Source organism: Stenotrophomonas sp. PvP093 (assembly GCF_017876915.1).
Classification (GTDB): domain Bacteria; phylum Pseudomonadota; class Gammaproteobacteria; order Xanthomonadales; family Xanthomonadaceae; genus Stenotrophomonas; species Stenotrophomonas muris.
On sequence record NZ_JAGIOX010000004.1, the window covers coordinates 3,833,644 to 3,854,513 of the forward strand.

Here is a 20,870-nt window from a genome sequence, read left to right on the forward strand (position 1 = left end):
TTACTTCTTGATCGCCTTGCGCGGACCCTTGCGGGTGCGGGCGTTGGTACGGGTGCGCTGGCCACGCAGCGGGAGGCCACGACGGTGACGCAGGCCGCGGTAGCAGCCCAGGTCCATCAGGCGCTTGATCGCGATACCGATTTCACGGCGCAGATCGCCTTCCACGATGTACTTGCCGACTTCGGCGCGCAGGCGCTCGATTTCCGGCTCCGACAGATCGCGGATCTTGGTGGTCGAAGCAACGCCTGCGACTTCGCAGACCTTCTTCGAACGGGTACGGCCGATGCCGTAAATGCTTTGCAACCCGACCCAGACATGCTTCTGGGCTGGCAGGTTGACGCCTGCAATACGCGCCATGACGCGGTTCTCCAGCTGAGTGATGGCCGACAGCGCGCCTCGGGCACGCCAATCCGGCAGGATGGATCAAAAAAGTGAACTAGCGATACTAACAAGGTTCCGGTTTACATGGAAGCCCGTGAAACCATTGGTTTCATGAACCCGGCCTGGGGAGTGTGCCCAGGCTCCGGCGCCGGATGGGGTTGGACCTGGGGTTTCCCCCGGGGCCGCCCGCGCTACTCCAGCGCGGGACCACCTCATCACACCCCCACCCGGAACCGCTGCGGGGGCCGCCCTTCGTTTGTGTGGCCGGAGTCCGCGAAGCGGAGGGACCATCACGTCAGGAAGACGAAAGTATAACAGGCCTATCAGCCGCGGGCAAAACCGCCGCGGTTGCCACCCTTCAGGTTGGCCTTCTTCAGCAGGCTCTCGTACTGGTGGGACATCAGGTGCGCCTGCACCTGGGCGATGAAGTCCATCACCACCACCACCACGATCAGCAGCGAAGTACCACCGAAGTAGAACGAGGCGTTCAGCTGCGTGCGCATCAGTTCCGGCAGCAGGCAGACGATCACCAGGTACGCCGAGCCGGCCGCGGTCAGGCGGGTCAGCACGCCGTCGATGTAGTCGGCGGTCGCCTTGCCCGGACGGATGCCCGGAATCAGCGCACCGGACTTCTTCAGGTTGTCGGCGGTTTCCTGCGAGTTGAACACCAGCGCGGTATAGAAGAACGCGAAACCGGTGATCAGCGCAGCGAACACGATCATGTGCAGCGGCTCGCCCGGGCCCAGGGCGTTGGCGACCTTCTGCAGGACCTGGCCGAAGCTGCTCTGGTTGGCGGCCTGGCCGGACCACATGGCCAGGGTGGCCGGGAAGGCCAGCAGGCTCGAGGCGAAGATCGCCGGGATGACGCCGGCCATGTTGAGCTTCAGCGGCAGGAACGAGGTCTGGTTCATGTACGCGTTGCGACCACCCTGGCGGCGCGCGTAATTGACCGTGATCCGGCGCTGGCCACGCTCGACGAACACCACGAAGAAGGTGAAGGCGAGCACGACGATGGCGATCAGCAGCAGCTGGATGAACTGGATGTTGCCGTCGCGGTAGGCGTCGAAGGTGTGGATGACCGCACCCGGCAGGCCCGCCACGATACCGGCGAAGATGATAAGCGACACGCCGTTGCCGATGCCGCGCTCGGTGACCTGCTCACCGACCCACATCAGGAACATGGTGCCGGCGGTCAGTGCGACCACGGCAGTGAGCACGAAGCCCATGCCCGGCGCATACACGACCGGAGCGCCCGACGGCGAGACCTGGCCCTGCAGGGCCAGCGCGATCGAGCCGCCCTGCACCACTGCCAGCAGCACGGCGCCGATGCGCGAATACTGGGTGATCTTGCGGCGGCCGGACTCACCTTCCTTCTGCATCGCCTTCAGGGCGGGGAAGATGTGCACGGCCAGCTGCATCACGATCGATGCCGAGATGTACGGCATCACGTTCAGCGCGAAGATGCTGAAACGGTGCAGGGCGCCGCCCGAGAACATGTTGAACATGTCCACGATGCCGCCGCCCTGCTGTTGCATCATGGCAAGCATGGCATCGGGATTGACGCCCGGCACCGGCACGTAGCAGCCGATGCGATAGACGATCAAAGCCCCGACGACGAACAGCAAACGTTGGCGAAGTTCAGTGAACTTGCCCATTCCGCCCGCGAGGTTACCGATGCCAGCTTGCGCCATGATTTTCTTACTCCGTTACGCTGCCGCCGGCAGCTTCGATTGCAGCCTTGGCACCCGCCGTGGCAGCAATACCCTTCAGGGTGAACGCCTTGGTCACTTCGCCCTTGACGACGACCTTGGCCTTCTTTGCGGTGCTCGGGACCAGCTTGGCAGCACGCAGGGCGGCGAAATCGATCTCACCGGCCGGCAGCTTGTCCAGCGCGTACAGCAGCACTTCAGCGGTGTCCTTGGCGATCGGCGAACGGAAGCCGATCTTCGGCAGACGACGCTGCATGGGGGTCTGGCCGCCTTCGAAGCCAGCCTTGATCTTGCCGCCACCCTTACGGGCGAACGAACCCTTGTGGCCGCGGCCGGCAGTCTTGCCCAGGCCCGAGCCGATACCGCGGCCGACGCGGGTGCGCTCGGTGCGGGCGCCCGGTGCCGGGCTCAGTTCATTGAGACGCAGAGTCATGGTCGATTACTCCTCAACCTGGACGAGGTACTGAACCTTGTTGATCAGGCCGCGTACCTGCGGGCTGTCCTTCAGTTCACGCACATCGTTGAGCTTGTTCAGGCCCAGGGCACGCACCGACAGGCGGTGACGCGACTGGGTACCACGCAGGCCACGCACCAGGCGGACCTTCACAGTCTTGTTGGACTCATTAGCCATGGTTGAGTTCCTCCACCTTCTTGCCGCGCTTGGCCGCGATGCGAGCCGGCGACTGCGCAGCAGACAGGCCCTTCACGGTGGCACGCACCAGGTTGATCGGGTTACGCGAACCGGTGGCCTTGGCCAGCACGTTCTTCACGCCAACGGCTTCCAGCACGGCGCGCATGGCACCGCCGGCGATCACGCCGGTACCTTCCGAAGCCGGCTGCATGAACACGCGGGCTGCGCCGTGACCATCCTTGATGGTGTGCCACAGGGTGCCGTTGTTCAGGTCAACGCTGACCAGGTTCTTGCGGGCCTGTTCCATCGACTTCTGGATGGCGACCGGCACTTCGCGGGCCTTGCCATAACCGAAACCGACCTTGCCTTCGCCGTCGCCGACAACGGTCAGGGCGGTGAAGGTGAACTGGCGGCCACCCTTGACGGTCTTGCTGACGCGGTTGACCGCGACCAGCTTTTCGATCATGCCGTCGTCGATCTTCTCTTCGCGGTTACGGTCGCGATCGCGACCCCGCTGCTGACGCTCTTCTGCCATGTTGATTCCTTGGTTGTTTGGGTATGTACGGCTCGAGGCCGCTTATGGTTGTGGAGTGACGCGTTGTTCCGGTGGGCCACTGCAGAAGAGCGGCGCCGTCCAGCCTCGCTCAGGCTGGCGAGCAGGCAGGCAGGAGGCCATCGGCCCCCTGCCCTTGTCCCTTAGAACTGCAGGCCGGCTTCGCGGGCCGCTTCTGCCAGGGCCTTGATGCGGCCGTGGTAGCGGTAGCCCGAACGATCGAAGGCAACCTTCTCGACGCCGGCGGCCTTGGCGCGCTCGGCGACGATGCGGCCAACCTTGGCAGCGGCATCGGCGTTCTTGCCGTTCTTCAGGCCTTCCTTGACGTCGGTCTGGGTGGTGTTGGCGGCAGCCAGCACCTTCGAACCGTCAGCGGTGAAGACCTGGGCGTACAGGTGCTGGCCGGTGCGCAGCACCGACAGGCGGGCGACGCCGAGCTCACGGATGTGGGCGCGGGTCGACTTGGCGCGACGCAGGCGGGCGATGTTCTTGTTCATTTTGATTATTCCTTGAAAGCTGAAGGATGGGCTTCTCCCTGAGGAGTCCGCACATGGATGTGCGGGCTCTTGCGAGGGACTCGCACTTACGCCTTCTTGGCTTCCTTACGGATGATGACTTCGTCGGAGTACTTCACGCCCTTGCCCTTGTACGGCTCCGGCTTGCGGAACGCGCGGATCTTGGCGGCGACTTCACCGACGACCTGCTTGTCAGCGCCCTGGACCAGGATCTCGGTCTGGGTCGGGGTGGTGATGGTGATGCCTTCCGGCGCCACGAACACGACCGGGTGCGAGAAGCCCAGCGACAGGCTCAGGTCCTTGCCCTGCATGGCAGCGCGGTAACCCACGCCAACCAGCTCCAGCTTGCGCTCGAAGCCTTCGGACACGCCCTTGACCATGTTGGACAGGATCGCACGCACGGTGCCGGTCAGTGCGACCAGCTCGGCGTTCTCGGTGCTCAGGGTGGCAACGCCATTGTCGACGTTGATGGCAATGCCGGCCGGCTTGGCCAGCGACAGGGTGCCCTTCGGGCCCTTGGCGGTGACGCTGTCCGACTGGACGTTCAGTTCAACCTTACCCAGGGTGATCGGCTTCTTGGCTACGCGGGACATAGTTCTACTCCTTTCGCCTTAGGCCACGAAGCACAGGACTTCGCCGCCGACGCCCAGCTGGCGCGCCTGCGCATCAGTCATGATGCCCTTGGAGGTGGAAATGATGGAGATACCCAGGCCGTTCATGACCTTCGGCAGCTCGCTCTTGCCGCGGTACTGGCGCAGGCCCGAACGCGAGAAGCGCTTCAGGGTCGCGATGACCGGCTTGCCTTCGAAATACTTCAGCACGATTTCCAGCTCGGACTTGTTGTTTTCCAGCTGGGTCACGCGCAGGTCGGTGATGTAACCCTCGTCCTTCAGGACCTGGGCGATCGCAACCTTGATCTTGGACGACGGGGCTTTCACCGTCTGCTTGCCAACTGCGGCCGCATTCTTGATGCGGACCAGCAGGTCGGCGATGGGATCAGTCATGCTCATATGAGTACCTTTGAGTGCACCGATATCCGCTTTCGCGAAAATCTGTTGTCTCCTGGAAACGGGCCAGGTCCCTTGATGCAGCGGGCCGGGGCCCACTCCTACAACCCCGTCTGCACAGGGCAAGACGCGGGAGTATACGCCAAAAGAGCCCGACTTGCGTCGGGCTCTTCGGGTTTTTTCGCAGAAAGGAAGCTGAACGCCCCCCTCCCCGGTTCAGCGGCCCCCGCAGGGGCTGCTGATCGCAGGGCCGGCTGGGATTACCAGCTGGCCTTGCGCAGGCCCGGGACGTCGCCACGCATGGTGGCTTCGCGCAGCTTGTTGCGGCCGAGGCCGAACTTGCTGTACACGCCACGCGGACGACCCGACAGCTCGCAACGGTTGCGCTGACGGCTCGGCGACGAATCGCGCGGCAGCTTGGCCAGCTTGGTTGCGGCGTCGATCTTCTCTTCGTAGGTCGCGTCCACGGAGGACACGATCTTCTTCAGAGCCGCACGCTTCTCAGCGTACTTCTTGGCCAGCTTTTCCCGCTTGATGTCGCGGTTGACCATGGAGGTCTTTGCCATTTCGGTTTCCTCGACAGATCAGTTACGGAACGGGAACTTGAACGCTGCCAGCAGCGCCTTCGCTTCCGCGTCGGTCTTCGCAGTGGTGGTGATGGCGATATCCATACCGCGGATCGCGTCGACGGCGTCGAAGTCGATTTCCGGGAAGATGATCTGTTCCTTCACACCCATGTTGAAGTTGCCGCGGCCGTCGAAGGAACGACCGGAAACACCACGGAAGTCGCGCACGCGCGGCAGCGAGATGTTGATCAGGCGGTCCAGGAACTCGTACATCTTGTGGCGACGCAGCGTGGTCTTGCAGCCGATCGGCCAACCATCACGGATCTTGAACGACGCAACCGAGATACGCGACTTGGTGACAACCGGCTTCTGGCCGGAAATCTTGGTCATGTCCGCGACGGCGTTTTCCAGGATCTTCTTGTTGGTGGCAGCCTCGCCGACACCCATGTTCAGGGTGACCTTGACGAGCTTCGGTACTTCCATCGGATTGGTGTAGCCGAACTGCTTCATCAGCGCCGGCACCACTTCTTCCTTGTAGATCTTTTCGAGACGGGAAGTCATCTTCACATTCCTCAGGCGTCGAGCGCCTCACCGCTGGAGCGGAACACACGCAGTTTGCGTCCATCCTCCAGCACCTTGAAGCCAACGCGTTCGCCCTTGCCCGAAGCCGGGTTCAGCACGTTCACGTTGGAGATATGGATCGAAGCTTCGCGCTCGACCACGCCGCCGGCAACACCTGCCTGCGGGTTCGGCTTGGTGTGGCGCTTGACGATGTTCACGTTGGCGACGACCACACGGTCGCCGTCGACGCGGACGACTTCGCCCTGCTTGCCCTTGTCCTTGCCAGCGTTGACGACAACCTGGTCGCCCTTCTTGATACGGTTAGCCATGATTATCTCCTGTCGCTCACAGCACTTCGGGAGCGAGCGAGACGATCTTCATGAACTTCTCCGAACGAAGTTCACGGGTCACCGGCCCGAAGATACGGGTACCGATCGGCTCCTGCTTGTTGTTCAGCAGGACGGCAGCGTTGCCGTCGAAGCGGATCAGCGAACCGTCGGCGCGACGCACACCCTTGCGGGTACGCACCACGACGGCGTCATACACTTCACCCTTCTTGACCTTGCCGCGCGGAATCGCATCCTTCACGGTGACCTTGATGATGTCGCCGATGCCGGCGTAACGGCGCTTGGAACCACCCAGCACCTTGAAGCACATCACCTGCTTGGCACCCGAATTGTCCGCGACGTCAAGGTAGCTCTGCATCTGGATCATGATTCAGACTCCTTATTCAGCCGCACGCGTGATGACTTCCACCACGCGCCAGTTCTTGGTCTTGGACATCGGAGCAATCTCGGTCACGCGGACGACATCGCCTTCCTTGCAGGCGTTGTCGGCATCGTGGGCGTGCAGCTTGGTCGAGCGCTTGATGTACTTGCCGTACAGCGCGTGCTTGACCTGACGCTCAACCAGGACGGTAACCGTCTTGTCCATCTTGTTGCTGACGACACGGCCTTCGACCGTGCGCAGCGTCTTCTTTTCAGTATTGTCGCTCATAGCGGCCATCCTTACTTCGTGCTGCCGAGCAGGGTCTTGACGCGAGCAATCTCGCGACGGACCCGGCGAATGTCGTGGGTCTTCGGCAGCTGGCCGGTGACCTGCTGCATACGGACAGAGAACTGTTCCTTACGCAGGTCGATCAGGTGGGCCTTGAGTTCGTCAGCCGACTTTTCACGGAGAGTTTTGATATCCATCAGCGCACCGTACGGGTCACGAAAGTGGTGGTGACCGAGAGCTTGGCGGCGGCCAGGCGGAACGCCTCGCGAGCCACTTCCTCGGAAACACCCTCGATTTCATAGATCATGCGGCCGGGCTGGATCTGGGCCACCCAGTATTCCACGTTACCCTTACCCGAACCCATTCGAACTTCGATGGGCTTCTTGGTGATGGGCTTGTCGGGGAACACGCGGATCCACATCTTGCCGCCGCGCTTGACGTAGCGGCTGATCGAGCGGCGGGCCGCTTCGATCTGACGCGCGGTCAGCTGACCGTGTGCGGTTGCCTTCAGGCCGTATTCGCCGAAGCTGACAGCGTTGGCGCTCCAGCTCAGGCCATCGTTACGGCCCTTGTGTACCTTGCGGTACTTGGTTCGCTTGGGTTGCAACATTGTCGTTACCTCGCTTCACGGGCCGGGCGCTGACGGTCACCACGGTCGCCGCGATCGTGACGATCGTTGCGCGACGGGGTGTCGTCCTGCTTTTCCTGGCCAACCTGGGAGAAATCGAAGACCTCGCCCTTGTAGATCCAGACCTTGATGCCGATGATGCCGTAGGTCGTCTTGGCTTCAGCGAAGCCATAGTCGATGTCGGCACGCAGGGTGTGCAGCGGCACGCGGCCTTCGCGGTACCACTCCGAACGGGCGATTTCAGCACCGTTGAGGCGGCCACCAACGTTGACCTTGATGCCCAGGGCACCCAGGCGCATCGCGTTGCCGACCGAGCGCTTCATTGCACGGCGGAACATGATGCGACGCTCCAGCTGCTGGGCGATCGACTCGGCAACGAGCTGCGCGTCCAGTTCCGGCTTGCGCACTTCGGTGACGTTGATGTGCGCCGGGACGCCCATCATCTCGCTCACTTCCTTGCGCAGCTTCTCGATGTCCTCACCGCGCTTGCCGATCACCACGCCCGGACGGGCGGTGTGGATCGTCACGCGAGCGGTCTTGGCCGGACGCTCGATCAGGATCTTGCTGATGCCGGCCTGGGCCAGCTTCTTGCGCAGCATTTCGCGCACTTTCAGGTCGGCTGCCAGGTAACCGGCGAACTCGGCCTTGTTGGCGTACCACTTGGAGTTCCAGTCCTTGGAAATGCCGAGGCGGATACCAATCGGATGAACTTTATGACCCATGGTCTTTTCCTTATCCGCTTACTTGGCGGCGCCCACAACCACAGTGATGTGGCTGGTGCGCTTGAGGATGCGGGTACCGCGGCCTTTCGCCCGCGCCATGAAACGCTTCAGGGTCGGACCTTCATCAACCATGATGGTCTGAACCTTCAGCTCGTCGACGTCGGCGCCCTGGTTGTTCTCGGCGTTGGCAATTGCCGACTCCACCACCTTCTTGATCAGGTGGGCAGCCTTCTTGTCCGAGAACTTCAGCAGGTTGACCGCACGTTCGGCCGGCAGACCGCGCACCTGGTCAGCGACCAGACGAGCCTTCTGCGGGGAGATGCGCGCAGTGCGCAGGATGGCTTTCGCTTCCATTGTCATCTCTCCTTACTTGCCCGACTTCTTGTCACCACCGTGACCCTTGAAGGTCCGGGTGATGGCAAATTCGCCGAGCTTGTGGCCGACCATGTTCTCGTTGACGAGAACCGGGATGTGGTTCTTGCCGTTATGCACGGCAATGGTGATGCCTACCATGTCAGGCAGGATCATCGAACGGCGCGACCAGGTCTTGATCGGCTTCTTGCTGCCCGCAGCGGCCTCCACCTTCTTGACGAGGTGGTGATCGACGAACGGGCCCTTCTTGAGTGAACGTGCCATGGTCGATTAGCCCCTACGATCGCGGACGATGAACTGCTGAGTGCGCTTGTTATGGCGCGTCTTGTAACCCTTGGTCGGAACACCCCACGGGGTGACCGGATGCGGGTTACCCTGGCCGGCCTTGGCCTCACCACCACCGTGCGGGTGGTCAACCGGGTTCATGGCAGCACCACGAACGGTCGGGCGGACGCCGCGCCAACGCTTGGCACCGGCCTTGCCCAGCTTTTCCAGGCTGTGCTCGTCGTTGCCGACTTCGCCGATGGTGGCGCAGCACTCGACCGGAACCTTGCGCATTTCACCCGAGCGCAGGCGCAGGGTGGCGTAGATGCCTTCGCGAGCCACCAGCTGCACGGCCGCACCAGCGGCGCGAGCGATCTGAGCGCCCTTGCCCGGCTTCAGCTCGATGCAGTGGATGGTGGTGCCGACCGGGATGTTGCGCAGCGGCAGGGTGTTGCCGGCCTTGATCGGGGCGTCCGAACCAGCGATCACCTGATCACCGGCCTTCAGGCCCTTCGGGGCGATGATGTAGCGACGCTCACCATCGACGTAGCACAGCAGGGCGATGTGGGCGGTGCGGTTCGGATCGTATTCGATGCGTTCCACGCGCGCCGGGATGCCCAGCTTGTTGCGCTTGAAGTCGATGATGCGGTAGTGCTGCTTGGCACCACCACCGACGTGACGCACGGTGATGCGGCCGTGGTGGTTGCGGCCACCCGAGCGGCTCTGCGACTCGACCAGTGCGGCGTGCGGAGCACCCTTGTGCAGGTCGGGCGTAACCACGCGCACGGCCGAACGGCGGCCGGGGGAAGTGGGCTTGAATTTCATCAATGGCATGGGATGTACCTCAGGCCTTGGCCGTTACATCGATCGACTGGCCGTCGGCCAGGCGAACGTACGCCTTGCGCCAATCGCCGCGGCGGCCAGCACGGTTACGGAAGGACTTGTTCTTGCCCTTGACGTTGACCACGTTGACGGCTTCGACCTTGACGTCGAACAGCTGCTCAACCGCGGCCTTTACATCGGCCTTGGTGGCTTCGTTCGAAACTTCGAAGACATACTGGTTGGAGAGTTCCTGCAGGCGCGCGGTCTTTTCGGAGACACGCGGGGCACGCAGCACGCTGAAGATTTTTTCGTTGCTGTTCATGCCAGCCACTCCTCGACCTTCTTGACCGCGTCAGCGGTGATGACGACCGTGTCGGCACCCACCAGCGAGACCGGATCCAGACCCTGGACGTCACGCACCTGCACGTACGGCAGATTGCGGGCGGACAGGTACAGGTGCTCGGACGCTTCTTCGGTGACGATCAGCGGGCGCTTGCCCACTTCCAGGCCGGCCAGCTTGGCGATCAGACCCTTCGTGTTGGTCACTTCGACATCGAAGGACTCCACGATGGTCAGACGGCCCTGACGGTTCAGCTCGGACAGGATCGCGCACATGGCGGCACGGTACTGCTTACGATTGACCTTCTGCTCGAAGCTGCGCGGCTTGGCCGCGAAGGTGACACCGCCGCCGACGAAGATCGGAGCCGTCAGTGCGCCATGACGCGCGCCGCCGCCCTTCTGCTTCTTCGACTTCTTGGTGGTACCAGCCACTTCGGAGCGAGTCTTCTGTGCCTTGGTGCCGGCGCGACCGGCGTTGCGGTAGGCAACGACGACCTGGTGGACCAGATCTTCGCTGAAATCGCGACCGAACACGGCGTCGGAGACCGAGACCTTGTTGTTGCTACCCGTGATAACGAGTTCCATCGTCATCTCTCCTTATGCCTTGCTCGCCGGACGGACGATCACATCGCCACCCGCCGCGCCCGGAACGGCGCCGCGAACGGCGATCAGACCGCGCTCGACGTCGACCTTGACCACTTCCAGGTTCTGGGTGCTCTGCTGCACCGCGCCCATGTGGCCCGACATCTTCTTGCCCGGGAAAACGCGACCCGGGGTCTGGCGCTGACCCAGCGAACCCGGCGCGCGATGCGACAGCGAGTTACCGTGGGTTGCATCGCCCATACGGAAGTTGTGGCGCTTGATGGTGCCCTGGAAGCCCTTACCCTTGGTGACACCCTGGACGTCGACGATCTGGCCGACTTCGAAGATGTCCGCCTTGACTTCGCCGCCAACGGCGAAATCGCCGAGCTGCGCGTCTTCAACGCGGAATTCCCACAGGCCACGACCCGCTTCCACCTTCGCCTTGGCGAAGTGGCCGGCTTCCGGCTTGTTGACCAGGGCAGCGCGACGCGCGCCGACGGTCACCTGCACGGCGCTGTAGCCGTCGGTTTCGACGGTCTTGATCTGCGCGATGCGGTTCGGGGTTGCTTCGATCAGGGTCACCGGGATGGAACGGCCATCTTCGGTGAACACGCGGCTCATGCCGGCCTTGCGGCCCACGAAGCCCAACGAATACTTCTTCGTCATGGTCGTAGTCCTCAGGTCAGCTTGATCTGAACGTCGACGCCGGCAGCCAGTTCGAGCTTCATCAGCGCGTCCACGGTCTTGTCATTCGGGTCAACGATATCGAGCACGCGCTTGTGCGTGCGGGTCTCGTACTGGTCACGCGCGTCCTTGTCGACGTGCGGGGAGACGAGAACGGTGTAACGCTCGATCTTGGTCGGCAGCGGGATCGGGCCACGCACTTGCGCGCCGGTCCGCTTTGCCGTTTCAACGATCTCGCTGGCCGAACGGTCGATCAGACGATGATCGAACGCTTTCAGCCGGATCCGGATCTTTTGGTCCGCCATGGCGGTAGGTTCCTTCGTTAAAAGAGCGACAGACAAAGCCTCTGGGTTGCTTTGCCCCATGAAATTCCTGAATACGGACGGCCCGCAGTCCTGCAGGCCGACAAGGTCACTCCATGGACCTCTAAAACGTAGGCAGACCAGTTTCCCGGCCTGCCCAGACGTAGAAGCATAATGGCACGCAAGGCAGCTGTCAACAGTCGCCTGTTGACGCCGCCTGAATGGCATTGACCCTTCCTGGTCCGGGGAACACAAGGCACATCCTGTGCCTGCTTTCCCATTTGATACGCCCCGATGCCCTACCCAGGCAACATCGGGGCGCAGATACTACCAGATTACTCGATGATCTTCGAGACCACGCCGGCGCCGACGGTACGGCCGCCTTCGCGGATGGCGAAGCGCAGGCCTTCGTCCATTGCCACCGGGTTGATCAGGGTGACGACCATCTTGACGTTGTCACCCGGCATCACCATTTCGACGCCTTCCGGCAGCGCAGCTGCGCCGGTGATGTCGGTGGTGCGGAAGTAGAACTGCGGACGGTAGCCGTTGAAGAACGGGGTGTGGCGGCCGCCTTCGTCCTTCGACAGGACGTACACTTCGCCTTCGAACTTGGTGTGCGGCTTGATCGTGCCCGGCTTGGCCAGCACCTGGCCACGCTCGACGTCGTCACGCTTGGTGCCGCGCAGCAGCAGGCCAGCGTTGTCGCCTGCCTGACCCTGGTCCAGCAGCTTGCGGAACATTTCAACGCCGGTCACGGTGGTCTTCTGCACCGGACGGATGCCGACGATTTCGATTTCGTCGCCAACCTTGATCACGCCACGCTCGATACGACCGGTCACCACGGTGCCGCGGCCCGAGATCGAGAACACGTCTTCCACCGGCATCAGGAACGGCTTGTCGATCGCACGCTCCGGCTCCGGAATCCAGCTGTCCAGCGCGTCGACCAGCTTCAGGATGGCCGGCACGCCGATGTCGCTCTGGTCGCCTTCCAGCGCCAGGCGGGCCGAACCGGCGATGATCGGGGTGTCGTCGCCCGGGAACTCGTACTTGCTCAGCAGTTCGCGCACTTCCATCTCGACCAGCTCGAGCAGCTCGGCGTCGTCGACCATGTCGGCCTTGTTCAGGAACACGACGATGTACGGCACGCCGACCTGGCGCGACAGCAGGATGTGCTCACGGGTCTGCGGCATCGGGCCGTCAGCGGCCGAGCACACCAGGATCGCGCCGTCCATCTGGGCGGCACCGGTGATCATGTTCTTGACGTAGTCAGCGTGGCCCGGGCAGTCAACGTGGGCGTAGTGACGGATCGGGGATTCGTATTCGACGTGCGCGGTCGAGATCGTGATACCACGAGCCTTTTCTTCCGGCGCGGCGTCGATCGAGGAGTAATCCTTGAACTCGCCACCGAAGCGCTCGGCACCGATCTTGGTCAGTGCGGCGGTCAGCGTGGTCTTGCCGTGATCGACGTGACCGATGGTGCCGACGTTGACGTGCGGCTTGGTGCGCTCGAACTTACCCTTTGCCATTGTTCTATACCTTGATTGTTCGTAAGTGGTTTCAAGAGAGGCTGAGCGAGGCTCAGCCCTTCTTCATGACGGCTTCGGCGATGTTGGTCGGAGCCGGCTCGTAGTGATCGAATTCCATGGTGAAGGTGGCGCGGCCCTGGGTCTGCGAACGCAGCGCAGTGGCGTAGCCGAACATTTCACCCAGCGGGATCATCGCGTTGATGATGCTGGCCGAACCGTCACCGGTGGTGTCGGAACCCTGCAGCACGCCGCGACGACGGCTGACGTCGCCCATCACGTCACCCTGGTAATCCTCCGGGGTCACGATCTCGACCTTCATGATCGGCTCCAGCAGCACCGGCTTGGCCTTGGCGAAGCCCTGCTTGAAGGCCATCGACGAAGCCAGCTTGAACGCCATTTCCGAGGAGTCGACGTCGTGGTACGAACCGAACACCAGCTTCACCTTGACGTCCACGACCGGGAAGCCAGCCAGCGGACCGCTGGTGATGGTTTCGCGCAGGCCCTTTTCAACCGACGGAATGAATTCCTTCGGGATCACGCCGCCGGTGATGTCATTGATGAACAGGAAGTCGTCCTTGATGGCCGGAGCCAGCTTCGGATCGGCACGGTCTTCAGCGGTGATCGGCGACAGCTCGATCACGACGTGACCGTACTGACCCTTACCACCGGACTGCTTGGCGTGCTTGTAGTCCGACTTGACGTCAGCCAGGGTGATGGTTTCGCGGTAGGCCACCTGCGGCGCGCCGACGTTGGCTTCAACGTTGAACTCACGCTTCAGGCGATCGACGATGATGTCCAGGTGCAGCTCGCCCATGCCCGAGATGATGGTCTGGCCGGACTCTTCGTCGGTCTTGACGCGGAACGACGGATCTTCCTGCGCCAGACGGCCCAGGGCCAGACCCATCTTTTCCTGGTCCGACTTGGTCTTCGGCTCGACGGCCATCGAGATCACCGGCTCCGGGAACGTCATGCGCTCCAGGATGATCGGCGCGTCCACGGCGCACAGGGTGTCACCGGTGGTGGTGTCCTTCAGGCCCACGGCAGCAGCGATGTCACCAGCCAGAACTTCCTTGATTTCCTCGCGGTTGTTCGAGTGCATCTGCAGGATGCGACCGATGCGCTCCTTCTTGCCCTTCACCGAGTTCAGCACGGTGTCGCCACCGTTCAGGGTGCCCGAGTAGACGCGGAAGAAGGTCAGCGCGCCGACGAACGGGTCGGTGATGATCTTGAAGGCCAGCGACGAGAACGGAGCCTTGTCGTCCGACTTGCGGGTCATCTCGACGGTGTCGTCGTCAACGTCCACGCCCTTCACGTCCGGCACGTCGACCGGCGACGGCAGCAGCTGGATCACGCCGTCCAGCATGGCCTGCACGCCCTTGTTCTTGAAGGCCGAGCCGCAGTACATCGGCACGATCTCGGTGGCCAGGGTGCGGGTACGCAGCGCGTTGATGATTTCAGCCTCGGCCAGCTCTTCGCCGCCCAGGTACTTTTCCATCAGCTCTTCGCTGGCTTCGGCAGCGGTCTCGACCATGAACTGGCGAGCCTCTTCGGCAGCCGCCTGCAGATCGGCCGGGATGTCGCTGTATTCGAACTTCATGCCCTGCGAAGCCTCATCCCAATGGATGGCCTTCATCTTCAGCAGGTCGACAACGCCCTTGAAGTTGTCTTCAGCGCCGATCGGCAGCTGCATCGGCACGGCGACCGCGCCCAGCTTGGCCTTCAGCTGGCCGACGACCTTCTGGAAGTTGGCACCGGTGCGGTCCATCTTGTTGACGAACGCGATGCGCGGCACGTGGTACTTGTTGGCCTGGCGCCACACGGTTTCCGACTGCGGCTGCACGCCACCGACGGCACACAGGACGAAGACGGCACCGTCGAGCACGCGCAGCGAGCGCTCCACTTCGATGGTGAAGTCGACGTGCCCGGGGGTGTCGATGATGTTGAAGCGGTGCTCCGGCAGGGACTTGTCCATGCCCTTCCAGAACGCGGTGGTGGCAGCGGACTGGATCGTGATGCCACGCTCCTGCTCCTGCTCCATCCAGTCCATGGTGGCGGCGCCGTCGTGCACTTCACCGATCTTGTGGCTCTTGCCGGTGTAGAACAGGATGCGCTCGGACGTGGTGGTCTTGCCGGCATCGATGTGAGCCATGATGCCGAAGTTACGGTAACGCTCGATGGGAGTGGAACGGGCCACGGGAGCCTCTCAGATTTCTTGGATTTCGGATGGCCGAACGCCGCCTTTCGGCGGCCTTCGGATTGGCGCAGCCCTTCTGGGACCGCGAGGCAGCACGCACCGAAGTGGTGCTGCCCTGCCTGTTTTACAAGGCCGTCAAACTCACCAGCGGTAGTGGGCGAATGCCTTGTTGGCTTCGGCCATGCGGTGGGTTTCTTCGCGCTTCTTGATGGCGCCGCCACGGTTTTCCGAGGCGTCGATCAGTTCAGCAGCCAGCTTCTTCGGCATGGTGTTCTCACCACGCTTGCGCGCGGAGTCGATCAGCCAGCGCATGGCCAGGGCCATCTTGCGCGACGAACGCACTTCGACCGGCACCTGGTAGGTGGCACCACCGACGCGACGCGACTTGACTTCGACCGCCGGAGCGACGTTGTCCAGAGCCTTCTGCACCAGTTCAATGGCGTTGGCGCTGCTGTTCTTCTCGGTGATCACGTCCATGGCGCCGTACACGATCTTTTCGGCGACGGACTTCTTGCCGCTCTGCATGACCATGTTGATGAAGCGGGCGATGGTTTCGCTTCCGTGCTTCGGATCGGGCAGGACGGAACGCTGCGGAGTATTACCCTTACGCGACATAGTGCTCTCTCCTTATGCCTTCGGACGCTTGGCGCCGTACTTGGAACGGGCCTGGCGACGCTTGGCAACGCCGGCGGCGTCGAGCGAGCCACGAACGGTGTGGTAACGCACACCCGGCAGGTCCTTGACGCGACCGCCGCGGATCAGGACCACGGAGTGCTCCTGCAGGTTGTGGCCTTCACCACCGATGTAGGAAATCACTTCTTCCTGGTTGGTCAGGCGGACCTTGGCAACCTTGCGCAGAGCCGAGTTCGGCTTCTTCGGAGTGGTGGTGTAGACACGGGTGCAGACGCCACGGCGCTGCGGGCACTTGTCGAGCGCCGGCGAGGCACTCTTGTAGGTGGTCGCTTGCCGCGGCTTGCGGACCAGCTGGTTGATCGTCGCCATCAGTAGGTTCTTCTGATTGGTGGCCGGAAAATCCGACCAGAGATGCGGAAATGTTAAAGCAGGCCGAAATTCTGGCCTGCTGAGACAGACGATTGTAGCAACCTGCCAGGAAAGCAGTCAAACGCCTCCTGTCAAGCCCGCCCCTGATCCCGGGACGTTACTGGGGGGCCTCCATGTACCCCGTTCAGGTTGACAGGGTCGATCGCGGACGATCTCCCCTGCCCTTTCCCAATCCCGTCGATGGACCGATGGGGTGGTCCGGCCTTGCGGCCGGACCGGCTACCTCATTCTTCGCCCGACGCCTGTTCAGCTTCGGCTTCAACCACCGGCGCCTCGACCGCGGCCGGGGTACCGGCCAGGGTCTGCATTTCCGACTCGGTGAGACCGGAAGCGCCGCGACGGCGGTTGCTGTGGTACGCCAGGCCGGTACCGGCCGGAATCAGGCGACCCACGATGACGTTTTCCTTCAGGCCACGCAGGTTGTCCGAGGTGCCGCGGACGGCCGCTTCGGTCAGCACGCGGGTGGTTTCCTGGAACGAAGCGGCCGAGATGAACGATTCGGTCGCCAGCGACGCCTTGGTGATACCCAGCAGGACCGGATCGAAGTGCGCCGGCAGCTCGTTGCGGGCCGACAGGCGCGCATTTTCCTCGATAACGCGCTGACGCTCCACCTGTTCGCCGTTCAGGAACTTGCTGCTGCCCTGATCGGTGATCTCGACCTTGCGCAGCATCTGGCGGGTGATCACCTCGATGTGCTTGTCGTTGATCTTCACGCCCTGCAGGCGGTACACGTCCTGGATTTCCTTCACCAGGTAGGCCGCCAGCGGCTCGACGCCCAGCAGGCGCAGGATGTCCTGCGGGCTCGGCTCGCCGTCCACGATGGTTTCACCCTTGGTGACATGCTCGCCTTCGAACACGATGACCTGGCGGTACTTCGGGATCAGCTCTTCGTGCTCCGAACCATCGGTGTCCTTGATGATCAGGCGCTGCTTGCCCTTGGTGTCCTTACCGAAGCTGATGATGCCCGAACGCTCGGCCAGCACCGCCGGATCCTTCGGCTTGCGCGCTTCGAACAGGTCGGCCACGCGCGGCAGACCACCGGTGATGTCGCGGGTCTTCGACGCTTCCTGCGGGATCTTGGCGACGACGTCGCCCACGCCCACCGGGGCGCCGTCCTGCAGGTTGACGATCGAACGCGGCGGCAGCAGGTACTGCGCCGGCAGGTCGGTGCCCGGAATCGACAGGTCGTTGCCCTTGGCGTCGACGATGCGCACGATCGGGCGCAGGTCCTTGGCCTGGGTACCACGACGCTTCGGATCGGTGATTTCGCGCGAAGCCAGGCCGGTCAGCTCGTCAGTCTTCTCGATGACGGTGATGCCATCAACGAAGTCGATGAAGCGGATGAAGCCGGCCACTTCCGACACGATCGGGTGGTTATGCGGATCCCAGTTGGCCACGGTCTGGCCAGCCTTGATCGCATCACCGTCCTTGGACGTGATGGTCGCACCGTACGGCAGCTTGTAACGCTCACGCTCACGGCCGTGGGCATCGAGCACCGAGATTTCGCCCGAGCGCGACACTGCGACCAGCGAGCCGTTGGCATGCTCGACCGACTTGAGGTTGCTGAACTTGACCGAGCCGGTGGTCTTGACGGTGATGTTGTCGACCGCTGCAGCTCGCGACGCCGCACCACCGATGTGGAACGTACGCATGGTCAGCTGGGTACCCGGCTCACCGATGGACTGCGCGGCGATGACGCCGACCGCTTCACCGATGTTGACCAGGTGGCCACGGGCCAGGTCGCGGCCGTAGCAGCGCGAGCAGACACCGAACGCCGATTCGCAGGAGATGGTCGAGCGGACCTTGATGGTCTGCACGCCGGCATCTTCCAGCTTGGCGACCCAGGCTTCGTCGAGCAGGGTGTTGCGGGTGACGATCGGATCCTCGTCGTTGCCCGGCAGGAACACGTCCTCGGCGACCACGCGGCCCAGCACGCGGTCCTTCAGCGGCTCGACCACGTCGCCGCCTTCCACGATCGGGGTCATGATCAGGCCTTCGGTGGTACCGCAATCCACCTCGGTGATCACCACGTCCTGCGCGACGTCGACCAGACGACGGGTCAGGTAACCCGAGTTCGCGGTCTTCAGCGCGGTATCGGCCAGACCCTTACGGGCACCGTGGGTGGAGTTGAAGTACTCCTGCACGTTCAGGCCTTCGCGGAAGTTCGCCTTGATGGGCGTCTCGATGATCGAGCCGTCCGGGCGGGCCATCAGGCCGCGCATGCCGGCCAGCTGACGGATCTGCGCCTGCGAACCACGCGCACCGGAGTCGGCCATGATGTACAGCGAGTTCATCGACTTCTGGTCGATGGTCTCGCCCTTGGCATTGACCACCTTCTCGGTACCGATGGTGTCCATCATCGCCTTGGCGATGCGCTCGTTGGTGCGCGACCAGATGTCGACCACCTTGTTGTAGCGCTCGCCGGCGGTGACCAGGCCCGACTGGTACTGCTCCTGAATTTCCAGCACTTCGGCTTCGGCCTCGGTGAGGATGCCCTTCTTCTCGTCCGGGATCAGCATGTCGTCGATGCCGATCGAGACGCCGGCGCGGGTCGCGTAGGCGAAGCCGGTGTACATCAGCTTGTCGGCGAACACGACCGTGTCCTTCAGGCCCAGCTGGCGGTAGCTGGAGTTGATCAGGCGGCTGATGTTCTTCTTGGTCAGCTCGGTGTTGGCCAGCGCGAACGGCAGGCCTTCCGGCAGGATTTCAGCCAGCAGGGCGCGACCGATCGTGGTGTCCACGATCGAGGTCTTGTTCTGCTTGTTGCCGTCTTCGTCGGTCACCACCTCGGTGATGCGGACCTTGACCTTGGCGTGCAGTTCCACCACGCGGTTGTCGTAGGCACGCTTCACTTCGGCGATGTTGGCGAAGGCCATGCCCTCGCCCTTCTTGTTTTCCAGCGAGCGGGTCATGTAGTACAGACCCAGCACGACGTCCTGCGACGGCACGATGATCGGCTCGCCGTTGGCCGGCGACAGGATGTTGTTGGTCGACATCATCAGCGCACGCGCTTCCAGCTGGGCTTCCAGCGAGAGCGGCACGTGGACGGCCATCTGGTCACCGTCGAAGTCGGCGTTGAACGCGGTGCAGACCAGCGGGTGCAGCTGGATGGCCTTGCCTTCGATCAGCACCGGCTCGAACGCCTGGATGCCCAGACGGTGCAGGGTCGGCGCACGGTTCAGCATCACCGGATGCTCGCGGATGACCTCTTCCAGGATGTCCCAGACTTCGGCTTCTTCGCGCTCGACCAGCTTCTTGGCGGCCTTGATGGTGGTGGCCAGGCCACGACGCTGCAGCTTGGCGAAGACGAACGGCTTGAACAGCTCCAGCGCCATCTTCTTCGGCAGGCCGCACTGATGCAGGCGCAGGTACGGACCGACCACGATGACCGAACGGCCCGAGTAGTCGACGCGCTTGCCGAGCAGGTTCTGGCGGAAGCGACCCTGCTTGCCCTTGATCATGTCGGCCAGCGACTTCAGCGGGCGCTTGTTGGTGCCGGTGATGGCACGGCCGCGACGGCCGTTGTCCAGCAGCGCATCGACCGATTCCTGCAGCATGCGCTTTTCATTGCGCACGATGATGTCCGGCGCGCTCAGCTCGAGCAGGCGGCGCAGGCGGTTGTTGCGGTTGATGACGCGGCGGTACAGGTCGTTCAGGTCGGAGGTCGCGAAGCGGCCGCCATCCAGCGGGACCAGCGGGCGCAGGTCCGGCGGCAGCACCGGCAGCACGGTCATGACCATCCATTCCGGACGGTTGCCCGATTCCAGGAAGGCCTCGATCAGCTTGATGCGCTTGGTGAGGCGCTTGAGCTTGGTTTCCGAGCCGGTAGCGGCGATTTCCTCGCGCAGGCGGGTCATTTCCGACTGCAGGTCGATCGTGCGCAGCAGTTCGTACACGGCCTCGGCGCCCATGGCGGCGTCGAAGTCGTCACCGTGCTCCTGGCGGGCCTGCAGGTACTGTTCTTCGGTCAGCAGCTGGCGGCGCTCCAGGGCGGTCAGGCCCGGCTCGGTCACCACGTACGCTTCGAAGTACAGCACGCGCTCGATATCGCGCAGGGTCATGTCCAGCATCAGGCCGATGCGCGACGGCAGCGACTTCAGGAACCAGATGTGCGCGACCGGCGACGCCAGGTCGATGTGGCCCATGCGCTCACGGCGCACCTTGGCCAGGGTCACTTCGGTGCCGCACTTTTCGCAGACCACGCCGCGGTGCTTCATGCGCTTGTACTTGCCGCACAGGCACTCGTAGTCCTTCACCGGGCCGAAGATGGCGGCGCAGAACAGGCCGTCGCGTTCCGGCTTGAAGGTACGGTAGTTGATGGTTTCCGGCTTCTTCACTTCGCCGAAGGACCACGAACGGATCAGGTCCGGCGAGGCCAGCGCGATCTTGATCGCGTCGAAGTCCAGCGTCTGGCGCTGCTGGTTGAAGAGGTTGAGCAGGTCTTTCATGGTGTT

The 20,870-nt window shown here is 63.0% G+C and carries 28 protein-coding genes; all 28 read right to left on the reverse strand.

Features of this window, described 5'->3' with window-relative positions; all coding sequences use genetic code 11:
* Positions 1 to 357: a 30S ribosomal protein S13 gene (rpsM, locus tag J3A72_RS20580; RefSeq protein WP_004154500.1), complete on the reverse strand. Its 357-nt coding sequence runs from the start codon at positions 355 to 357 to the stop codon at positions 1 to 3.
* Positions 358 to 704: 347 nt separating this feature from the next.
* On the reverse strand, positions 705 to 2,072 hold the full coding sequence (gene secY, locus J3A72_RS20585) for a preprotein translocase subunit SecY (RefSeq protein WP_005415420.1): 1,368 nt from the start codon (positions 2,070 to 2,072) through the stop codon (positions 705 to 707).
* 7 nt (positions 2,073 to 2,079) lie between these two features.
* Positions 2,080 to 2,523, reverse strand: coding sequence for a 50S ribosomal protein L15 (gene rplO / locus J3A72_RS20590; RefSeq protein WP_004154498.1), 444 nt, complete (start codon positions 2,521 to 2,523; stop codon positions 2,080 to 2,082).
* 6 nt (positions 2,524 to 2,529) lie between these two features.
* The gene (gene rpmD, locus J3A72_RS20595) at positions 2,530 to 2,721 is read right to left on the reverse strand and encodes a 50S ribosomal protein L30 (RefSeq protein ID WP_005408214.1); all 192 of its coding nucleotides are present in this window, start codon (positions 2,719 to 2,721) and stop codon (positions 2,530 to 2,532) included.
* Positions 2,714 to 3,256, reverse strand: a complete 543-nt coding sequence (gene rpsE, locus J3A72_RS20600; protein WP_005408213.1) for a 30S ribosomal protein S5 — start codon at positions 3,254 to 3,256, stop codon at positions 2,714 to 2,716. The genes rpmD and rpsE overlap by 8 nt, the downstream gene beginning before the upstream one ends.
* A gap of 161 nt (positions 3,257 to 3,417) precedes the next feature.
* Positions 3,418 to 3,777, reverse strand: coding sequence for a 50S ribosomal protein L18 (rplR, locus tag J3A72_RS20605; protein WP_169411773.1), 360 nt, complete (start codon positions 3,775 to 3,777; stop codon positions 3,418 to 3,420).
* A gap of 80 nt (positions 3,778 to 3,857) precedes the next feature.
* Positions 3,858 to 4,382 (reverse strand): 50S ribosomal protein L6, encoded by a 525-nt coding sequence (gene rplF / locus J3A72_RS20610; RefSeq protein WP_014646052.1) that lies wholly within the window; start codon positions 4,380 to 4,382, stop codon positions 3,858 to 3,860.
* Between the two features lie 18 nt (positions 4,383 to 4,400).
* On the reverse strand, positions 4,401 to 4,799 hold the full coding sequence (gene rpsH, locus J3A72_RS20615; RefSeq protein WP_005408210.1) for a 30S ribosomal protein S8: 399 nt from the start codon (positions 4,797 to 4,799) through the stop codon (positions 4,401 to 4,403).
* 257 nt (positions 4,800 to 5,056) lie between these two features.
* Positions 5,057 to 5,362: a 30S ribosomal protein S14 gene (gene rpsN, locus J3A72_RS20620; protein WP_005408209.1), complete on the reverse strand. Its 306-nt coding sequence runs from the start codon at positions 5,360 to 5,362 to the stop codon at positions 5,057 to 5,059.
* An 18-nt stretch (positions 5,363 to 5,380) separates the two neighbouring features.
* Positions 5,381 to 5,923, reverse strand: a complete 543-nt coding sequence (gene rplE, locus J3A72_RS20625; protein WP_005415416.1) for a 50S ribosomal protein L5 — start codon at positions 5,921 to 5,923, stop codon at positions 5,381 to 5,383.
* Positions 5,924 to 5,934: 11 nt separating this feature from the next.
* Positions 5,935 to 6,252 carry a 50S ribosomal protein L24 gene (rplX, locus tag J3A72_RS20630; protein WP_004154490.1) on the reverse strand — a complete coding sequence of 106 codons (318 nt, stop codon included), beginning with the start codon at positions 6,250 to 6,252 and terminating at the stop codon, positions 5,935 to 5,937.
* A 16-nt stretch (positions 6,253 to 6,268) separates the two neighbouring features.
* Positions 6,269 to 6,637 (reverse strand): 50S ribosomal protein L14, encoded by a 369-nt coding sequence (gene rplN, locus J3A72_RS20635; protein ID WP_010483978.1) that lies wholly within the window; start codon positions 6,635 to 6,637, stop codon positions 6,269 to 6,271.
* Between the two features lie 12 nt (positions 6,638 to 6,649).
* Positions 6,650 to 6,919, reverse strand: a complete 270-nt coding sequence (gene rpsQ, locus J3A72_RS20640; RefSeq protein WP_004154489.1) for a 30S ribosomal protein S17 — start codon at positions 6,917 to 6,919, stop codon at positions 6,650 to 6,652.
* Between the two features lie 11 nt (positions 6,920 to 6,930).
* Positions 6,931 to 7,116, reverse strand: coding sequence for a 50S ribosomal protein L29 (gene rpmC / locus J3A72_RS20645; RefSeq protein ID WP_004154487.1), 186 nt, complete (start codon positions 7,114 to 7,116; stop codon positions 6,931 to 6,933).
* Positions 7,116 to 7,529 carry a 50S ribosomal protein L16 gene (gene rplP / locus J3A72_RS20650; RefSeq protein WP_004154486.1) on the reverse strand — a complete coding sequence of 138 codons (414 nt, stop codon included), beginning with the start codon at positions 7,527 to 7,529 and terminating at the stop codon, positions 7,116 to 7,118. The genes rpmC and rplP overlap by 1 nt, the downstream gene beginning before the upstream one ends.
* Positions 7,530 to 7,534: 5 nt before the next feature.
* Positions 7,535 to 8,269 carry a 30S ribosomal protein S3 gene (rpsC, locus tag J3A72_RS20655; protein ID WP_004145350.1) on the reverse strand — a complete coding sequence of 245 codons (735 nt, stop codon included), beginning with the start codon at positions 8,267 to 8,269 and terminating at the stop codon, positions 7,535 to 7,537.
* Positions 8,270 to 8,287: 18 nt separating this feature from the next.
* A complete protein-coding gene (gene rplV, locus J3A72_RS20660; protein WP_004145348.1) occupies positions 8,288 to 8,623 on the reverse strand; it encodes a 50S ribosomal protein L22 in 336 nt (111 codons plus the stop codon).
* Positions 8,624 to 8,635: 12 nt separating this feature from the next.
* A complete protein-coding gene (gene rpsS / locus J3A72_RS20665; RefSeq protein WP_005415413.1) occupies positions 8,636 to 8,905 on the reverse strand; it encodes a 30S ribosomal protein S19 in 270 nt (89 codons plus the stop codon).
* A gap of 6 nt (positions 8,906 to 8,911) precedes the next feature.
* Positions 8,912 to 9,739 (reverse strand): 50S ribosomal protein L2, encoded by an 828-nt coding sequence (rplB, locus tag J3A72_RS20670; protein ID WP_004145339.1) that lies wholly within the window; start codon positions 9,737 to 9,739, stop codon positions 8,912 to 8,914.
* 10 nt (positions 9,740 to 9,749) lie between these two features.
* On the reverse strand, positions 9,750 to 10,049 hold the full coding sequence (gene rplW, locus J3A72_RS20675; protein WP_004145338.1) for a 50S ribosomal protein L23: 300 nt from the start codon (positions 10,047 to 10,049) through the stop codon (positions 9,750 to 9,752).
* The gene (gene rplD / locus J3A72_RS20680; protein WP_004145337.1) at positions 10,046 to 10,651 is read right to left on the reverse strand and encodes a 50S ribosomal protein L4; all 606 of its coding nucleotides are present in this window, start codon (positions 10,649 to 10,651) and stop codon (positions 10,046 to 10,048) included. The genes rplW and rplD overlap by 4 nt, the downstream gene beginning before the upstream one ends.
* Before the next feature lie 12 nt (positions 10,652 to 10,663).
* Positions 10,664 to 11,314 carry a 50S ribosomal protein L3 gene (rplC, locus tag J3A72_RS20685; protein ID WP_004145336.1) on the reverse strand — a complete coding sequence of 217 codons (651 nt, stop codon included), beginning with the start codon at positions 11,312 to 11,314 and terminating at the stop codon, positions 10,664 to 10,666.
* An 11-nt stretch (positions 11,315 to 11,325) separates the two neighbouring features.
* Positions 11,326 to 11,637, reverse strand: a complete 312-nt coding sequence (rpsJ, locus tag J3A72_RS20690) for a 30S ribosomal protein S10 (RefSeq protein WP_005408208.1) — start codon at positions 11,635 to 11,637, stop codon at positions 11,326 to 11,328.
* A 332-nt stretch (positions 11,638 to 11,969) separates the two neighbouring features.
* Positions 11,970 to 13,160 (reverse strand): elongation factor Tu, encoded by a 1,191-nt coding sequence (gene tuf / locus J3A72_RS20695; RefSeq protein ID WP_014036096.1) that lies wholly within the window; start codon positions 13,158 to 13,160, stop codon positions 11,970 to 11,972.
* A 52-nt stretch (positions 13,161 to 13,212) separates the two neighbouring features.
* Entirely contained in the window at positions 13,213 to 15,354 is a 2,142-nt protein-coding gene (gene fusA, locus J3A72_RS20700) for an elongation factor G (protein ID WP_014646050.1), read from the reverse strand.
* 141 nt (positions 15,355 to 15,495) lie between these two features.
* Complete coding sequence (gene rpsG, locus J3A72_RS20705) at positions 15,496 to 15,969, reverse strand: 30S ribosomal protein S7 (protein WP_004145321.1); 474 nt, start codon at positions 15,967 to 15,969, stop codon at positions 15,496 to 15,498.
* Positions 15,970 to 15,981: 12 nt separating this feature from the next.
* Positions 15,982 to 16,356, reverse strand: coding sequence for a 30S ribosomal protein S12 (rpsL, locus tag J3A72_RS20710; protein ID WP_004145320.1), 375 nt, complete (start codon positions 16,354 to 16,356; stop codon positions 15,982 to 15,984).
* A 284-nt stretch (positions 16,357 to 16,640) separates the two neighbouring features.
* Positions 16,641 to 20,864, reverse strand: coding sequence for a DNA-directed RNA polymerase subunit beta' (rpoC, locus tag J3A72_RS20715; RefSeq protein ID WP_014646049.1), 4,224 nt, complete (start codon positions 20,862 to 20,864; stop codon positions 16,641 to 16,643).
* Positions 20,865 to 20,870 lie beyond the last annotated feature (6 nt).

Excerpts from the sequence above, each read along its gene's own strand:
- rpsM (WP_004154500.1), bottom strand. The coding sequence starts at position 357 with ATGGCGCGTATTGCAGGCGTCAACCTGCCAGCCCAGAAGCATGTCTGG.
- secY (WP_005415420.1), bottom strand. The coding sequence starts at position 2,072 with ATGGCGCAAGCTGGCATCGGTAACCTCGCGGGCGGAATGGGCAAGTTC.
- rplO (WP_004154498.1), bottom strand. The coding sequence starts at position 2,523 with ATGACTCTGCGTCTCAATGAACTGAGCCCGGCACCGGGCGCCCGCACC.
- rpmD (WP_005408214.1), bottom strand. The coding sequence starts at position 2,721 with ATGGCTAATGAGTCCAACAAGACTGTGAAGGTCCGCCTGGTGCGTGGC.
- rpsE (WP_005408213.1), bottom strand. The coding sequence starts at position 3,256 with ATGGCAGAAGAGCGTCAGCAGCGGGGTCGCGATCGCGACCGTAACCGC.
- rplF (WP_014646052.1), bottom strand. The coding sequence starts at position 4,382 with ATGTCCCGCGTAGCCAAGAAGCCGATCACCCTGGGTAAGGTTGAACTG.
- rpsH (WP_005408210.1), bottom strand. The coding sequence starts at position 4,799 with ATGAGCATGACTGATCCCATCGCCGACCTGCTGGTCCGCATCAAGAAT.
- rpsN (WP_005408209.1), bottom strand. The coding sequence starts at position 5,362 with ATGGCAAAGACCTCCATGGTCAACCGCGACATCAAGCGGGAAAAGCTG.
- rplE (WP_005415416.1), bottom strand. The coding sequence starts at position 5,923 with ATGACTTCCCGTCTCGAAAAGATCTACAAGGAAGAAGTGGTGCCGGCG.
- rplX (WP_004154490.1), bottom strand. The coding sequence starts at position 6,252 with ATGGCTAACCGTATCAAGAAGGGCGACCAGGTTGTCGTCAACGCTGGC.
- rplN (WP_010483978.1), bottom strand. The coding sequence starts at position 6,637 with ATGATCCAGATGCAGAGCTACCTTGACGTCGCGGACAATTCGGGTGCC.
- rpsQ (WP_004154489.1), bottom strand. The coding sequence starts at position 6,919 with ATGAGCGACAATACTGAAAAGAAGACGCTGCGCACGGTCGAAGGCCGT.
- rpmC (WP_004154487.1), bottom strand. The coding sequence starts at position 7,116 with ATGGATATCAAAACTCTCCGTGAAAAGTCGGCTGACGAACTCAAGGCC.
- rplP (WP_004154486.1), bottom strand. The coding sequence starts at position 7,529 with ATGTTGCAACCCAAGCGAACCAAGTACCGCAAGGTACACAAGGGCCGT.
- rpsC (WP_004145350.1), bottom strand. The coding sequence starts at position 8,269 with ATGGGTCATAAAGTTCATCCGATTGGTATCCGCCTCGGCATTTCCAAG.
- rplV (WP_004145348.1), bottom strand. The coding sequence starts at position 8,623 with ATGGAAGCGAAAGCCATCCTGCGCACTGCGCGCATCTCCCCGCAGAAG.
- rpsS (WP_005415413.1), bottom strand. The coding sequence starts at position 8,905 with ATGGCACGTTCACTCAAGAAGGGCCCGTTCGTCGATCACCACCTCGTC.
- rplB (WP_004145339.1), bottom strand. The coding sequence starts at position 9,739 with ATGCCATTGATGAAATTCAAGCCCACTTCCCCCGGCCGCCGTTCGGCC.
- rplW (WP_004145338.1), bottom strand. The coding sequence starts at position 10,049 with ATGAACAGCAACGAAAAAATCTTCAGCGTGCTGCGTGCCCCGCGTGTC.
- rplD (WP_004145337.1), bottom strand. The coding sequence starts at position 10,651 with ATGGAACTCGTTATCACGGGTAGCAACAACAAGGTCTCGGTCTCCGAC.
- rplC (WP_004145336.1), bottom strand. The coding sequence starts at position 11,314 with ATGACGAAGAAGTATTCGTTGGGCTTCGTGGGCCGCAAGGCCGGCATG.
- rpsJ (WP_005408208.1), bottom strand. The coding sequence starts at position 11,637 with ATGGCGGACCAAAAGATCCGGATCCGGCTGAAAGCGTTCGATCATCGT.
- tuf (WP_014036096.1), bottom strand. The coding sequence starts at position 13,160 with ATGGCAAAGGGTAAGTTCGAGCGCACCAAGCCGCACGTCAACGTCGGC.
- rpsG (WP_004145321.1), bottom strand. The coding sequence starts at position 15,969 with ATGTCGCGTAAGGGTAATACTCCGCAGCGTTCCGTCCTGCCCGATCCG.
- rpsL (WP_004145320.1), bottom strand. The coding sequence starts at position 16,356 with ATGGCGACGATCAACCAGCTGGTCCGCAAGCCGCGGCAAGCGACCACC.
- rpoC (WP_014646049.1), bottom strand. The coding sequence starts at position 20,864 with ATGAAAGACCTGCTCAACCTCTTCAACCAGCAGCGCCAGACGCTGGAC.